At 67.2% G+C, this 14958-nt stretch carries 11 protein-coding genes; 7 read left to right on the forward strand and 4 right to left on the reverse strand.

Translation table 11 applies throughout. The features are described from left to right. Window positions 1–81 precede the first annotated feature (81 nt). The gene (locus ACZ4RZ_RS40960) at window positions 82–783 is read right to left on the reverse strand and encodes an NAD(P)-dependent oxidoreductase (protein WP_467752550.1); all 702 of its coding nucleotides are present in this window, start codon (window positions 781–783) and stop codon (window positions 82–84) included. A 114-nt stretch (window positions 784–897) separates the two neighbouring features. On the opposite strand from ACZ4RZ_RS40960, the gene ACZ4RZ_RS40965 reads away from it, so the two are divergent. The 3 genes from ACZ4RZ_RS40965 to ACZ4RZ_RS40975 all read left to right on the forward strand — a co-directional run bounded on the left by ACZ4RZ_RS40965 (window position 898) and on the right by ACZ4RZ_RS40975 (window position 5333). After that, on the forward strand, window positions 898–1617 hold the full coding sequence (locus tag ACZ4RZ_RS40965; RefSeq protein WP_467752552.1) for a TetR/AcrR family transcriptional regulator: 720 nt from the start codon (window positions 898–900) through the stop codon (window positions 1615–1617). A 202-nt stretch (window positions 1618–1819) separates the two neighbouring features. Beyond that, window positions 1820–3559 (forward strand): ISL3 family transposase, encoded by a 1740-nt coding sequence (locus tag ACZ4RZ_RS40970; protein WP_467752553.1) that lies wholly within the window; start codon window positions 1820–1822, stop codon window positions 3557–3559. A 514-nt stretch (window positions 3560–4073) separates the two neighbouring features. Further along, on the forward strand, window positions 4074–5333 hold the full coding sequence (locus ACZ4RZ_RS40975) for an MFS transporter (protein WP_467752554.1): 1260 nt from the start codon (window positions 4074–4076) through the stop codon (window positions 5331–5333). 356 nt (window positions 5334–5689) lie between these two features. Here ACZ4RZ_RS40975 and pdxR read toward each other — a convergent pair whose 3' ends face one another. From pdxR to ACZ4RZ_RS40990, 3 genes are all read right to left on the reverse strand, one after another. Further along, window positions 5690–7108: a MocR-like pyridoxine biosynthesis transcription factor PdxR gene (gene pdxR, locus ACZ4RZ_RS40980; protein ID WP_467752556.1), complete on the reverse strand. Its 1419-nt coding sequence runs from the start codon at window positions 7106–7108 to the stop codon at window positions 5690–5692. Window positions 7109–7116: 8 nt separating this feature from the next. Further along, complete coding sequence (locus ACZ4RZ_RS40985; protein WP_075033306.1) at window positions 7117–7500, reverse strand: MmcQ/YjbR family DNA-binding protein; 384 nt, start codon at window positions 7498–7500, stop codon at window positions 7117–7119. 845 nt (window positions 7501–8345) lie between these two features. Beyond that, window positions 8346–9017, reverse strand: a complete 672-nt coding sequence (locus ACZ4RZ_RS40990) for a TetR/AcrR family transcriptional regulator (RefSeq protein WP_467752557.1) — start codon at window positions 9015–9017, stop codon at window positions 8346–8348. A gap of 396 nt (window positions 9018–9413) precedes the next feature. On the opposite strand from ACZ4RZ_RS40990, the gene ACZ4RZ_RS40995 reads away from it, so the two are divergent. The 4 genes from ACZ4RZ_RS40995 (at window position 9414) to ACZ4RZ_RS41010 (ending at window position 14939) form a co-directional block, all read left to right on the forward strand. Then, entirely contained in the window at window positions 9414–10562 is a 1149-nt protein-coding gene (locus tag ACZ4RZ_RS40995; protein WP_467752559.1) for a PAS domain-containing protein, read from the forward strand. 139 nt (window positions 10563–10701) lie between these two features. Continuing rightward, window positions 10702–11601: a zinc-binding dehydrogenase gene (locus ACZ4RZ_RS41000; RefSeq protein ID WP_467752561.1), complete on the forward strand. Its 900-nt coding sequence runs from the start codon at window positions 10702–10704 to the stop codon at window positions 11599–11601. A 462-nt stretch (window positions 11602–12063) separates the two neighbouring features. After that, window positions 12064–13005 (forward strand): NADP-dependent oxidoreductase, encoded by a 942-nt coding sequence (locus ACZ4RZ_RS41005; RefSeq protein ID WP_467752563.1) that lies wholly within the window; start codon window positions 12064–12066, stop codon window positions 13003–13005. 1046 nt (window positions 13006–14051) lie between these two features. Further along, window positions 14052–14939: an SDR family oxidoreductase gene (locus tag ACZ4RZ_RS41010; RefSeq protein WP_467752594.1), complete on the forward strand. Its 888-nt coding sequence runs from the start codon at window positions 14052–14054 to the stop codon at window positions 14937–14939. The last annotated feature ends 19 nt before the right edge of the window (window positions 14940–14958 follow it).

The following is a 14958-nucleotide window of genomic DNA, read 5'->3' on the forward strand; positions in this document are numbered from 1 at the left end:
CCGTGGTTTTCCGGTCCTACCGGCGCGGCGGCGCACACTCAGGGCGATCCGACAGATGCAGCCTTGGTCCGTTGGTGTCGGTCAGTAGCCGATGGTGAAGCGGCGTTGGATGAAGCGAGGCAGTTCGGCCTCGTCGACAAGGGCGACGGCGGAGTCCTCCATGGAGATACGGCTGCGCCCTTCCGCGTCGAGTACCGGCTGGTCGCCTCCGATTCGGAACCGGCCCGTACGTTCGCCGGGTGCGATGTCCTCCGCGGGGCTGAAGTAGGTCCACAGCCGGTTGGAGGTGCGCAGGACGTTCAGGGCGTCGCGGTGTCCTCGCACCGCGGCGGCGTACTCCCTCGGCAGGCCGATCTCGTCGAGGGTTTCGTGCAGGAGTTCGTCGGAGTCGGCCCGTACGACTCCGGGCTCGATCTCCAGGCTGCCGGCACCGCCGATGACGATGAGCCGGGTCCGTGGGTGGCTTTCCAGCGCCTTCAGGAGTGCTCGCGCGGCGGTGGCGTACACCGTGGGATCGGCGATCGATCGGGCCACGGTGTCGGCGATGTCCTTGGCGGCGTTTCCGGGCTGGAATCCGCTGATCAGTACGTCGAGGCCGGGTATGACGGCGGCGACGGCGTCGGCGTCGAGGACGTCGACGCTCTTCCAGACGACGTTCTTGCGGTCCTCGTCGATCCGCGTGGCGTCGCGGCTGAAGGCCGTGACGTGATGCCCCCGGTCGAGGGCTTCGGTGACGACGCGACTGCCGATGCCGCCTGTGGCCCCGATGACTCCGATGTGCATGGCTCTCCCTGGGTAGTTGCTCGTACCGCCGCCTACCTTCACGGCAGGCAGAGACTATACGGCGTGAAGTATTAATACGGCGCACAGTATTGTGACGCTGTAGAGTGAGTAGCCATGGAAAGCGTGGGAAACACCAAGGGGCGCCGCGAGCGGTTGAGGGCCGAGACGACCGCTGAGATCAAGAAGGTCGCGCTGGAGTTGATGGCCTCGGGGGGACCGGGCGCGATCACGCTGCGGGCCATCGCGCGCGAGATGGGTATGACGGCCAACGCCATCTACGGCTACTTCGCCACCCGCGACGACCTGGTCACCACGCTGATCAGCAACGTCTACACCTCGCTGGCCGACACCGTGGACGCCGCCTGGGACGCCGCCCCAGCTCAGGATCCGGCCGCTCGGATCCAGGCATGGGCCCGCGCCTTCAGGAACTGGGCGCTGGCCAACCCAGAGGGCTTCCGCCTCATCTACGGCGACCCCGTCCCCGGCTACCATCCGCCCGAGGGCGGCGCCGCTCCGGAAGCCGCCCGCCGTGTCTGCACTGGCATCACCGCACTCGCAGCGGCGGCCTGGCCGCACGCCGAACTCCGTTACTCGAACAGCGACTTCGAGTGGTCCGACTTCGACCTCGGTCTGCTGGACAAGGTCCGCCCGGCCTTCCCCGACCTGCCCCCGGCCGCCGTGGCCCTTGCCCTGCGTATCTGGAGCCACCTGCACGGCCTGGTGTCACTGGAGATCTACGGCCACCTGCAGACCCAGGCCCTCAGCCCGGAGAAGCTCTTCCGCGAAGAACTGGCCCAGCTCATCCAGTCCTTGGGCATCACACCGCAGAGCTGACTGCCCTGCGCAAGCCACCCAGCTACAGGACCGCTGACTCGCCTCTGTAGGACAAGCAACTACCGCCGGGGCATCAATCCCACGAGCGTGCGCGCCGCCGCCGGGGGTGCCTCCCAGGCATTGCGTGACGCTCAAGCCGCCGTCAATGGCGAAATAACTGACCCTCGACCGCGTCGTGTTTCCGTGCGGGAATGCCCTGGTCATGAAGTTTCTGTCCGCGATGAAGGACGTGCTGTTCCCGGATGCCGTGGGGATGGTGCTGGACCGGTTGGCCGAGGTGGACGGGGTAGTTGTGGCCGAAGCCCACAGCGTCGTACCGGAGTTGACGTGCCCGGACTGCGCGACCGTCTCGCGCCGGGTGCACAGCCGTTACGGACGACGGCTCGCCGAGTACCCGGTCAGCGGGCGCCGAATGGTGGTGAAGCTGGAGGTCCGGCGATTCTTCTGCGACGCCGCCGGCTGCGCACGGCGCACGTTCGTCGAGCAGGTCGAGGGCCTGACCACGCGCTATGCCCGTGCCGGGCCCGGCGTGAAGACGCTTTGGCGCTCCGTTGCGCTCACGGCGGGCGGTCGGCCGGGTATGCGGCTGTGCCGCTCGCTGGCCATACCCACCGGCCAGGCCCGGCTGCTCGGCCAGCTGCACGCGCCCGACGTTCCCGCCTGCAGCCCACGAGTGCTGGGCGTCGACGACTTCGCCTTCCGCCGCTCGCGCACCTACGGGACCATCCTGCTCGACGTCGAGACCTCCACACCCATCGACCTGTTGCCCGACCGCACCGGCGAGACGCTGGCCGCCTGGCTCACCGCACACCCCGGCGCCGAGATCATCTGCCGGGACCGCGACAGCGGCTACAGCCGCGCGATCAAGGAGGCGGTGCCAGATGCCACCGAGGTGGCCGACCGCTGGCACATGCTGCAAAACCTGTCCGCCGCGATCGAGAAGACCTGCCACCAACACCGCGCCTGCCTGCACAAATACGCCCTGGACGACGCGGACGCACCCGCGCCGCCAACCGCACCACCCACGGCCCTGCTGCCACTGACGCCGCCGCTCAACAACACCCCCGCCACCCCGCTCATACAGCGGGTCAGCGAACGGTATGCGGAGATCCACCGATTACGAGAGGCGACGTGGACGATCAGCGCCATCGCCCGCCGGTTCGGACTGGACCGCAAAACCGTCCGCCGCTACCTGACCACCGATCTTGAGGTGCTGATCGCCTCGGCCCGCGACCGCCGCCCCCGTCAACTCGACCCCTACCGGCCTTACCTGCAACAACGGTTCACTGACGGCTGCACCAACGCCGCCCAGCTCTACCGCGAGATCCACGAGCACGGCTACCGCGGCAACCATCAGGCCGTCCGCCTCTACATCCGCACCATGCGCGGCGGCACCGCCGCGGCAGAGCCTCCCCGTCCCATCCCCACACCACGCAAGATCACCTCATGGATCATGAGACAGCGCGACGGACTCAGCCGTGAGGAACAAGACCAGCTCGACGAGGTGCGCATCGCCTGCCCGGACATCGCCACCGCCTGCGACCTGGCACGCGTCTTCACCGGCCTGGTCCGCGACCGGCGAGGGCACCTCCTCGCCGACTGGGTCCGCGAGGCCGAGACCAACGGGCCCGGGCCCGTGCGGGGCTTCGCCGGATTCCTCCGCCAGGACTGGGACGCCGTCCTCGCCGGCATGACACTCGACTACAGCTCCGGCGTCGTCGAAGGCCACGTCAACCGTTTAAGACGATCAAGCGGCAGATGTACGGCCGAGGCTCCTTCAGACTCCTCCGCACCCGCGTCCTGCTGCGATCGTGACCGCCACGAAATTCCGACCAGACCCGTTTTCGTTTTCGCAGATCCTCATCAAACGAGCACGTCGTTGCCCGCGGCCTTTGGCTCCGGACGCTCGGTCAGCGTCATCCCGGCCGTTCCCGCTGCCTGATCCGTCACCACAATCGCCTTCACGAGACGCCTCCCTGTCTCCGGTTCCCTGCCTGCGCGGCACGGTCCGTCCAACCAGAGCCGGCCAATCCAACGGGCTGCTGCGATCTCGGCTCGGCCCTCGAGTCACTACCTTCACCCTAACCCCAAAGTGGACGTCAGAGTCCAAAGATGGGAAGGCGGAAGCACTACGGGGTGATGGCAGGTAGTCCCGCGTACAGACGCACCCGATCACCGTTTACTCAGTCCAAAGGCGACATTAATCGAGCCTGGCGCGGAAGCGCTGGCGAGCGCAGGGCAAGGGGCGTGTTTGTCGGAGCATGACGCGTGCCTCAGTATGGACGAAACAGTCCCGTTACTGCATGATCGAAGGGCCAGGCGAACCTACGGGGCGAACCACAGCCGTGACGCGAAGACGGAGCTCGCAGGAGCCAGCAGTCGCGGGGCCGGCTGTAACCGCCCACGACAGAAGCCGGTGCGCTGCCTGATTCAGAACGAGAAAAGGACACTGCTCGATGCACAATGTGGCCCCAGCGCCGAATCAGGATCGTCAGGGCAGAACATTCCGGCTTGCATTCCTGTCCGCGGTGCTCTCCCTGGCGGCCGCGTTTGCCGCGGTGGGCTCGACGATCCCCCTGTTCAACGTCTACCGGGCCCAGGACGGGTTCACCAACGCGGGCATCTCGATGACAGTCGTCGCCTACTCCGCCGCCACCATCAGCACGCTGCTGGTACTGGGACGGCTGTCCAACCATGTGGGCCGGCGGCCCACGGCCCTCGCCAGCCTCGGCCTGCTCGTGCTGGGCTGCGTGGTGCTGTTGAACGTGCACCACATAGGCGTCCTGATCGCCGGCCGGCTCCTGATGGGTCTGGGTGCCGGGTTGGCCAGCAGCAGCCTCACCGCGTACATCGTCGACACCGCACCCGCAAAGCCGGCCTGGCTGGCCTCCGTCGCGTCCAGCCAGACAGTCATGCTCGGCCTTGCCATAGGCGCCATCGCCTCCGGTGCCCTGGTCCAGTTCGGCCCCTGGCCACGCGACCTCATCTACCTCATTTCCGTCGGCCTGCTCCTGCTGTCCACCGTGCTCATCGCCATCAGCCCGGACACCGTAGCCCCCGTCCCCGGCGCGTGGCGATCACTGAAGCCCACTGTCCGCGTACCGGTCCGGGTCAGGCATCTGCTCGCCGTCACGGCTGCAGTCCTCTTGTCCACCTGGGCTACCGGGGCGTTCTACCAAGCCTTCGTGCCCGCGCTGGTCGAAGACCAGCTTCGCACGCACAGTTCACTCGTCCTGGGCCTGGTGTTCGCCGCTTACATGGCCCCCAGTGCTCTGGGCGCTCCCCTCAGTGGCCGATTCGCACCGGGGGGAGCTCAACGCATCGGCATGGCGGCCTTCTTCGCCGGCTGGATCGGCATCATCACAGCGATCGCCACCGGTGCACTTCCCTTGTTCATCGCCGCAACTATCGTCGCCGGGGCCGGTCAGGGCATCGCCATCAGTGGCACCACCCGCAGCCTGCTGTCTGGCAGCAGCCTGGCAGACCGGGCACCGATCTTCGCCGTGGTGTATCTCCTCAGCTACAGCGGCGCGACCATTCCCAGCCTCATCACCGGCCAACTGGCCAACGCCTTTTCGCTGCCGAAGATCGCGCTCGGCTACGGCGCTTTTGCCCTCGTCGCCACCCTGTTCACCGTCATCGCGGCACGCAATCCGCACACCGACACGACCAGTCAGCACGATGAGTGCTCACGGCAAATCTCGCCGTCACCCTGACGGCACTTGACGCCGAACAAGGCCGCCGCCAGTACTCGTCCACGCCTGCCTGTCGCCCCGCGGATCGCACGTGCTGCTTCATCGGCCCGAACGGGCCTCGGCGAGGATCACATCCCCATCCGTGGCTCGGTCCGGAGTGGAATCAGCGGGCGGACAGGCTCTCGATATACCTGCCCGGTCGCGAGCTGGTCGATCGGCGCCTCGGGAGGAAGCGCGTGACTGTCTCGAAGCCTGCGCAACACGCCGGCCAGCCCAATCTGCGAGTGCATTCCTGACGGCGCACCCCAGGCAGCTGTGACGTGAGACGTCGCACCTAGAAAGATACGCGTTCGAGTGCCCGGCCACTTGGGGGCGCGTCAGGAAAGGATCCGCATGAGCGCGGAGAGTGCCTGAGGCCACACAGCGTCGGAGGGCCCCCCGTATCCCACGACGAGGGCATCGGCCATGACGTGCAGGGACCGTGCATGGCGGTATCGAGACAGGCCAGCCACTTTGAGTCCCTGCCGGGTCGCCGACTGAAGGACGCGCTGCTCGGTCCCGGGCGGCAGACTGAGCACGGTATGCAGGCCAGCCGCTGTCCCTGTGACGCGCACCTTCGGGGCGTGCTGGGCCAGGGCTGTGACCAGAGAGTCCCGCCGATCGCGGTAGCGCCGACGGGCAGCACGTACGTGACGGCTGTAGGTGCCGGAGGTGATGAATTCCGCCATGGCCAGCTGGCTCAATACCTCGGACGAGTCGGTCTGTCCCTTGGCCGCCACAGCTTCCTCAGCGAGCGTGGGAGGCAGCGCCATCCAGGCCAGCCGCAGGCCAGGAGCAAGGGTCTGGCTGGCGGTACCCAGATAGACCACGCAGTCTGGAGCGAGTCCCTGGAGCGCTCCGACAGACTGGTGGTCGAACCGGAACTCACCGTCGTAGTCATCCTCCAGGACCAGCCCGCCTGTCCGTCTGGCCCAGTCCACGACTGCCGTCCGGCGATCGCGCTGCAGTGTCGTGCCCACAGGGAATTGGTGAGCCGGCATGAGCAGGACCGTATCGGTGCCGTCAGGCGGGACCGGGTAGGTCCCGTGAGTATCCAGGGGAAGCGAGAGGGTCTCCAGCCCGGCAGCCGCCAGCAGGCCGCGGTGCCTGTCTGGGCCGTAGGACTCGACGGCGACATTCCTTGCCCCACGGCCGGCCAGGACTTTGCTCAGGATCTGCAGGCCGTGGGAGATGCCGGCGCAGATCAGTATGTGCTCCGGACTCGTGTATACGCCCCGGGCTCGTGCGAGATGGTCTGCGAGTGCGGCCCGTAGCTCCGGCCGGCCGCGGGGGTCACCGTAGCCGAACGCGTCGTCGGGAGCCGCGGCCAGGGCGCGGCGTGTGGCCCTCAGCCAGGCTGCGCGAGGAAAAGCGGTGAGGTCGGGGTTGCCTGGGATCAGGTCGTAGCAAGGTTCACCGGGCGGCTGGGCGGACGAGCGGACCGAGACCGGTCGAGTGATCGTTCTGTCTGCCACGAGTGTGCCCGAGCCTCTGCGGGCGGTAAGCCATCCCTCGGCGACGAGGTCGCCATAGGCGTCAGCCACGGTGTTGCGGGCAAGGCCGAGGTCGGCGGCGAGTTGGCGGGAGGAGGGCAGCCGTGTGCCGGGTGCCAGGCGGCCGCTGCGGACAGCGTCGCGCATGGCTGCGGCCAGCGCGCGGCGCACACCCCGTCCAGCTCGAATCAGATCACTCTCAAAGGCCTGCCGTAGCCGCGCTGGACTGGTCGTACCGCGGGCGGCGAGGGGCTCGACGGGCATGGCGGAGGTCAGGCCCGGTGGCCGTAGGTGTGCGGATCCACAGGCTGCTCGGATTTGGGAAGTCCGCCGACCACGAGACGGTAGGAGTCGATCACGAGTTCCTTCACCAGCTTCTCGTCGACGGTGCCCCCGCCTTCCACCGTGATCCAGTGCCTCTTGTTCATGTGATAGCCGGGGGTGATGTCTGTGTGCCGTTCACGTAGGGCTGCGGCGTCGTCCGGATCAGCTTTCAGGATCACGACAGGGTGCCCCGGCATGTCGGTCATGAGCATGAAAACCTTGCCGCGCACCTTGTAGAGGTCCCAGTCGGGGCCGAAACGATGCTCCAGGTCGGCGCCGGGCAGTTCCACGGTGCAGTCGCCCGCGATCTTCTGCAGCTTCTGTCCGTCCATGGTGATCAACTCCTCTATCAATCGAGTGCCCCGGCCGACCGGCCAAGGCCCCAAGGTGGGTTCCGGCGACCGCCTGACGGCGCGGCGTTGGCGCTCCCGAGGTCCTGGGCGAGAAGGCCCGCCACGGATGCCAGGCCGTCGGCGCTGCGGGCCTTCCACGCTCTTGCCGTCACCTCCGTGAACCTGTTCAGGTCTAGGGCGTCCCGTTGGCTCTGCCGCGGGCGGCCCCCCCGTCTATCAGGCTCACGGAACTGTTGCTCTGCTCCCTCAGTGCCTGCCTGGGGCGGTAGACGTACGCGCGAACGTAACCGGCGGCGGCCGGAGGGGCGTCGCCGCCGGGCACGTGCTCCGCCGGTTTCGAGGCGCTCACCGGTTTGCCTGGCCTGAGCAACAGCGCAGCTAGGACAGCGCGCTGCCCCGGCTGGCCGGCTCCGGCCTCGACCCCCTGGTTGCGCAGCCGGATGGGACCGACCATTGAGCACTGGACGTCCACGTGCATGGTGCTTACCGCCCTGGAGATCCTTGTGAGGCTTGACCGCTCAGCTGTCCGCAGGAGACCGCTCTCTCCAAACGTACCGCAAGTCGGCCACTTTTCAGGACTAAATAGTCCTCTCTTGCGGAGAGGGCCTCTGCTTTTGACTTGAGGCTGGGCTACGCACAGGCGCAGAAGGGGCTACGCCGGGCGCGGAATGTGAGGACGGACGCCTCCTTCTGCCGGCAAACCGAGGCCCGTCCGGCCCGGCTATGGATGTCGGGAGGCGGTGAAGGTCCGGTGCCGGAGACTGCGACGCGACCGCCTGCGGTGCGGCACCAGGATTTCTTGGTGCCGCTCTGCCGCAGACGGCTTAGTGCCCTGAAGGGCCTTCCGCCGGTGGACTGGTGTCCTCGGCAGGCACGGTATAGGCCTTGACGTGGCCGATCGCCATGTCCAGGGCGATCCTCATGGGTTTGACGTCCTGGGCTGTCTGCGCAAGGAGGTAGCCACCCTGAAGGGCGGCCATGAGGCCGGTGGCCAGCTCTGTGGCATCTGCGTCGGCCCTGAGGACTCCCGAGTCCTTCATTCGCTCGAGCCCGGCCTCGAGTAGTCCCTCCCAGCTGTCGAAGTGCCGGGCGAGCGCCTCGCGTGCCTCTTCGTCCTGATCGGCCAACTCGCTTGCAAGGGATCCGAGCGGGCAGCCGTACGCTCCGTTTCGGAGCGCGTTGTGTTCGATCAGCACGTCCCGCCAGCGCCCCAGCCCGCGGAGGGAGTTGAGCCGCTGAAGTAGCTGGTGCTGACGTTTGAGCAGTTCAGCAGCTTGCAAGGCGACAACGTCCCGCACCAGTGCATCCTTGTCGGGGTAGTGGCGGTAGAGCTGGGATTTGCTCGTTCCGCTCGCCGCCCTGACCTCGTCGAGGGTCGTGGCAGACACGCCCCTGACGTACATCATGTCGGCGGCAGCCCTCAAAATGCGCTCCCGAGTCGCCCGCCCGCGCTCAGTCAGCCGGGAGTCGTTTCTGTCGCGCGCCTGTTCCGCCACATAGGCCAGATTACCGCTGCGTAGGCTAGCAGGATTGAAAAGGGACCTCAAGGTCCTTTTTTCTGTGCGTCTCCCGGGCGGCGAGACCGGCCGGAGCCGCACCCGGCCGAGTGCGCCTGGGTTCCGGGCCGGCACTACCACGGGACGATCCAGGCCCCCAGCGCCGCCTCTGAGGCCGAAGCGGTCCCCGCCCCTCTGTTTGTCCCCTCCCCATTGACCAGGCGCACGTGACCATCGGCAACGTCCCGACCCGCGATGACGCCGCTGTCGCCTTCGATCCGACCGAGCGGATCACCGGGAGGACGATCGTAGGCGTTCGTCGATACACGCAGTCGGCCGGTGCCGCCCCAGAGTGACCGGCCGCGTGGACGAGGCCTGCTCTGCGGCAGATAGTTGATGAAGGACGACGAGGTCATATCGCTCGACGATGAGGGTGAGCGGCAAATGGACGCCTCGGACGAACTTCTTCAGATGGCTACACCGTCGGCTCTTTTGACCCCGGACGGAGCGATCCGCAGCCTCAACGCGGCAATGGCCAGGACACTGGGCAGGTCCGTGGAGCAGTGCGTGGGTCGTGGCTTCGGTGATCTGTTGCCCGCAAGCCAGCTGACTGCGGTCAAGAGTCTCGTGGCCCACGCCGCCACGACGAAGACGGTCGCGATGCGGGTGCTGGAGTTCCCCGGGCCAGGTACAGCATCTGTCGTCTGCCTTGTCGAGGCACGACCAGTGAATGATCCCGTAGGTCGCGAGTCGCTGGTGTGGGTGCACTCATTGAACGCGGGAAACGACTTGGGCGCCCTGCTGATCCCGTTCCGTCTGGCAGCCAAGGCCGCCAACCTCGGTCTGTGCATGTTTTCACCCCAGGAGCGCGAGCTGGAGTGGCTGGGTGGTGCACCCGCCTTGGCGGCGCTGTTCCCGGAGGCCTCCATGTCGTTGTCCGAGGTGGTTCGGCGAGTCCACCCCGATGACCGCGGGGCGCTGCGGTGGCTCGTGCGTTCGACGGCCGCCCGGTCCCCCTGGATCAGGTTGCGGTTCCTTACCGAGCGCGATGGCTGGCACCTTCTGGTCTGCCGGGCCCGTCGGCTCATTCTGGGGTCTGGCGGCCCTGAGCGGGTCTTCGGAGTGATCCGCGATGACACCAAGAGGGAAGCGCGCAGACGCAGAGCGAAGGACGCGCTGAGTGCTGAGCGTCAGCGCGCAGACGAGATCGCGGCCTTCTCTTCCGCCGTGATGACTGCAGTCACGGAGCAAGAAGTACGGCAGGTCGTCCTGACCCGGCTCGCCGCGACATTCGGTGGTACCGGCGCCGCGCTAGCGTTCATCACGCAAGGCCGCCTACGCGTTTCCTCCGATGCCGGGATCCCGATACCGGTGGCGGCCCTGCAAGGCCTGCCGCTAGACGCCCCCAGCGCGCTGCCCTATGTGATCCGCACTGGCGAGCCGCAGTTCATTCCCAACCAGGAGGACTACATCCGCCGCTGGCCGCAGGGGGCCATGGTGCCGTACTTCGACCAGCCCGACTCCGGCTTCGCCATCTCGAACTGAGCGCGAGGACAAAGATCTACTGTGAAGGTGTGCGGAATGCCCCTATTCGGCATCGATGCCGGATTTGGGTTCCCGGCCCGTACCTCCTGGTCGGCCGGACCGAGTGAGAGGACAAAGATCCACTATGAAGGCGTGCGGAGTGTTCAGGGCAGAGACGGAAGTCGCCCTGCTGGAACTGCCCGAACCGTCATCTCCCGAGCCGGGCCAGATCCTGGTCGCGGTTGAGGCCGCCGGGGTCGGACCGTGGGACGAACTGGAAATCGACGCTCGTTGGGACGTGGGGCTGCGCCCCCCGGCGGCGCTGGGAGTGGAGGGCGCAGGCAAGGTGCTGGCCGTCGGTGCGGGTGTCACCCAGTTTGCCGTGGGCGACCGGGTGCTCGCGCACGAAGCCCCGCTGCCCGGAGGAAGCGGCTTCTGGGCCGAACGCGTTCTGATCAACGCGGATCACGCGGCGGCCTGCCCACCAGGCTTGGACGCGGCACACGCAGCGGCACTGCCTGTCAACGGGCTCACCGCGCTGCAGGCTTTGGAGAAGCTGGACCTCAGCCGAGGACAGCGGCTCCTGATCACCAACGGAGGCGGGGGCACCGGAGCCCTGGCCGTCCAACTCGCCGCGGCCCAGGGCATCGAGGTAACCGCGACCGCGTCTGCTACCGCTGCAGAGCGTCTGCTCGGTCTGGGAGCGATGGAGGTCGTCGACTACCACGATCCGCACTGGTCGACCGAGGTACGCGGCGGGTTCGACGCTGCCCTCATCATCGCCGCCGGCACGGCGGCCGCAGCCCTGCCTTTGGTGCGTGACGGCGGCCGGCTGTGCTCCCTGACCTCGGACGCGCCTCCGGAGGAACGAGGCATCACGAGTTGGGACCTCTACATCGAGCCCAACGCCGCGCAGCTTGCCCAGCTGGCGGAGCAGGCCGCGGCTGGAACCTTGAAACTCGCACCGGAACCCCTGCCGCTCAGCGAAGGACCGGCCGCATTCACCCGAGTGGTTGCCGGACGGGCCGGCGGTAAGAAGATCGTGCTCATGCCAGCATGACGCGCCCTGCCACCGACCGATCCCGATGGTGGGCCACGGTGCGCGCGGGGCACGAGCCGCGAGACTGCGCATCGGCGTGGCCATGCAGTGACGGGACTTGGACGCGTCCCATCTGTCGGCCGCGTCGACCGAAACGGAGCCGTCCCTGCGCCCGCTGCCCACTAGCGCCGGGCAGTAGTGAGCAGCGGCGGGCCGGAGCAGCTACGCACGCGACTGAGTGGGTGGCGATACCGGCGAAACTCATCACGAGATCGGACCAGCGAGGCGAGCGGCCTCCCAACCACTGCCTGCAGTGGCAGCCGGGCTTTCCCATCGACGCGAACGTGACCCTGCAGGGTCTGCGCCACGGCCGCGACGACCCTGCCCAACCGGCCGAACACGTTGTGGCGCCCGGCACGCACACCGTTCCCGTCCACCTCGCGACGGGAACGGACAGAGCTTGTACAGAAGGAGGAAACACCTATGAAAGCGATCGTGGTCACGGACCCCACCGCCGGAACCGCGGGGATGACACTCGCTGAACGGCCCGATCCGGACACGGCACGGCTCGCCAGCCTTGACGGCGCGAACTACGGCGACGTCGTCGTCGAAGTTCATGCGTCGGGTTTCACCGGGGACGAGCTGGAGTGGCCCTCGACCTGGGTCGATCGTCTCGGCCGGGACCGGACGCCCTCGATCCCCGGACACGAGGTGGCCGGCGTGGTCACCTCGCTCAGCTATGGAACGGCAGGGCTGTCGGTCGGGCAGCGCGTGTTCGGCCTCACGGACTGGACCCGCGACGGCACCCTCGCGCAGTACGTCGTCGTCGAGGCGCGCAACCTCGCGCCGCTGCCCGGTGACGTCGACTTCACGGTCGGCGCGAGCGTCGCGATGACGGGCCTGACTGCCTGGCAGGGACTGTTCGAGCACGGGCACCTCTCGGTGGGGCAGAGCGTGCTCGTGCACGGCGCCGCCGGCGCGGTCGGATCGATGGCGGCCCAGCTCGCGCGAGAGGCCGGTGCCTACGTCATCGGCACCGGACGCGCCGCCCACCACCAGAGCGCACTCGACTTTGGCGCGCACGAGTTCGTCGACCTCGACAACGACACGCTGGAAGACGTCGGCGGAGTCGACTTCGTCTTCGACGTATTCGGCGGCGACATCGGCGCTCGATCGGCCCGGCTGGTGCGAGGTGGAGGAACATTCGTCACCGTCACCGGCCCGCCGGAGGTGCGGCCGGCCGACGGCCTGGCGGTCGACTTCGTTGTCGTCTCCGACCGCGCCCAGCTGGGCGAGATCGCCCGGCGGGTACGGGAGGGACGTCTGCGGACGCATATCGGCCAGGTCGCGAACCTCGACGACGCTGTCGCCGCCTTCAACCCGGCCCAGAAAGTCAACGGAAAGACGATCATCCGCATGCAGTGAAGCCGCGGACGACATCTCACGCAAGCCGAGGTGACGGGGTGTCGTCGCGGGACAGCCCCGGCGACAGCACCCCGAATTGCGTCAGGTTCGGACCGCGTTACCAGCTGTCGCGGGTGCTCTTCATCTCATCGATGCCGTGAGCTGAGGTGGCTGCCACTGCCCCGGCGGCGATCAGGTGCCCGGCGCGATCGCCCAGGCTGACACGCAGTCCCAGGTCCCCCCACGCTTCTGATACGTGTCCGTGTACAGGGCTTCTTGCTCAGATCCATCAGCGAGCACGGTGTACGTGCTGCGGCCATGGATTAGCGCAACGTCACTGAGGATTCAGATCTTGACGTCATGTACCGAAAGATCCTTGAAGTACGTGGCTTAGCTATGTACTCCAAGAACTCGGCACGGTTCCGCGTGACGCCCGGAGTCTGCACGATAAAGTCCTCGGCGAGGAACTCACAGAAGCGCTTGACGTCGTTGTGCTGATCCGACTGGACGTAGTCATTGTTCAGCTGCTCAACGATCGCCAGATCCTCGGAAGACGGCTTGACGTCATTCATCTTCCCTGGTCCCATCTGAATGGTTCATTTCTTTGGTGAGGTGGATTCTCGTTCTGCGGAAATGCACGCTAAATCGTCGTAGCGGCTGGGGACTGCCGACGAGGTAATGATCCCCTCGCGCCAGCGGGTAAACGAGTCCGCCAAGGAGACCTTGGCAGCTGAGAAGCCAGCTGCAGCGTTCTCTATCTCCACGCGCATGGTCGGCCCCTACGGCCACACGTCATTCCGAATGTACCCGTTTTCCCCGAACCACCTAGGGTTCCTACTGTTATAGGGCAGCACGCTGGCAGTGGGTCTACGCACATCGGAGCAGCACCTGTACAGCGCGCAATGCAGCATAACGGCATGTATGCATTGTTAGAATGCTGAGTGGGGTCGATGAGATGCGGTCGCCTCGTCGGGGGAATTTCAGAGGTGAGCGTCGCCGACCCGAGCGGCTCGGCCGTCAGTTCCTTTCCTGCGACGCAGCGTCGCAGCAGTCATCTGGAGCCTCCCATGCGCGTGTTCGTTACAGGAGCCAGCGGCAGCATCGGCTCAGTCGTAGTTCCCGAACTCATCGCTGCTGGTCACGAGGTCCTCGGCCTCGTCCGTTCCGATGCCGCAGCCGCGGCCGTTTCCGTCGCGGGCGGGACGCCGCTCCGTGGCGACCTCACCGACCTGGACAGCCTCCGTGCTGGCGTCGCCCAGGCAGAAGGCGTCATCAACCTGGCCTTTGGGAACGACTGGAGCAACTTGGGGCCGTGCATCGACGCGGAGACACAAGCCCTGCAGACCTTCGCGGCCGCACTCGCAGGCAGCGGCAAGCCGTTCGTGCATGCCGGCCTCACGCCGATGGTGCCGGGCCACACCTCCACCGAGGAGGACTCCGACACCACCAACGGTCCCGTCGGTGGCCGCGGCCTCAATTCACAGATGGTGCTGGCCCTGGCCGACCAGGGCGTCCGCTCCTCTGTCGTACGGCTGCCGCGCTCCGTGCATCAGCGCGCGTCGCAATACGGCTTCTGCTCGGTGCTCATCGCCGCCGCGCAGAAAACGGGCGTGTCAGCGTACGTCGGCGATGGCACGCAGCGCTGGCCAGCGGTCAACCGGCTCGACGCCGCCCGGCTGTTCCGCATCGCACTCGAGGACGCTGCACCCGGCACGGTCCTACACGCGGTAGCCGACGAGGGCGACACAATGCGGTCGCTGGCCGAGGCTATCGGCGGCGTGCTCGCGGTGCCGGTCGAGTCGGTATCGCCTGGTAGTTTCGGCCTCATAGGCCGCTTGTTCGCGCTCGACATGCCATCCTCGAGTGCACTGACCCAGAGGCGGTTCGGCTGGGAGCCCACCCACCCGAGCCTGATCGCGGACCTCGCCGCTGGCGACTATCCCGCCCTGGGTTAGAAGCGTCTCCAGCCGCCAC

This window comes from Streptomyces sp. NPDC027189 (assembly GCF_055566975.1).

Excerpts from the sequence above, each read along its gene's own strand:
- ACZ4RZ_RS40960 (WP_467752550.1), bottom strand. The coding sequence starts at position 783 with ATGCACATCGGAGTCATCGGGGCCACAGGCGGCATCGGCAGTCGCGTC.
- ACZ4RZ_RS40965 (WP_467752552.1), top strand. The coding sequence starts at position 898 with ATGGAAAGCGTGGGAAACACCAAGGGGCGCCGCGAGCGGTTGAGGGCC.
- ACZ4RZ_RS40970 (WP_467752553.1), top strand. The coding sequence starts at position 1,820 with ATGAAGTTTCTGTCCGCGATGAAGGACGTGCTGTTCCCGGATGCCGTG.
- ACZ4RZ_RS40975 (WP_467752554.1), top strand. The coding sequence starts at position 4,074 with ATGCACAATGTGGCCCCAGCGCCGAATCAGGATCGTCAGGGCAGAACA.
- pdxR (WP_467752556.1), bottom strand. The coding sequence starts at position 7,108 with ATGCCCGTCGAGCCCCTCGCCGCCCGCGGTACGACCAGTCCAGCGCGG.
- ACZ4RZ_RS40985 (WP_075033306.1), bottom strand. The coding sequence starts at position 7,500 with ATGGACGGACAGAAGCTGCAGAAGATCGCGGGCGACTGCACCGTGGAA.
- ACZ4RZ_RS40995 (WP_467752559.1), top strand. The coding sequence starts at position 9,414 with ATGAAGGACGACGAGGTCATATCGCTCGACGATGAGGGTGAGCGGCAA.
- ACZ4RZ_RS41005 (WP_467752563.1), top strand. The coding sequence starts at position 12,064 with ATGAAAGCGATCGTGGTCACGGACCCCACCGCCGGAACCGCGGGGATG.
- ACZ4RZ_RS41010 (WP_467752594.1), top strand. The coding sequence starts at position 14,052 with ATGCGCGTGTTCGTTACAGGAGCCAGCGGCAGCATCGGCTCAGTCGTA.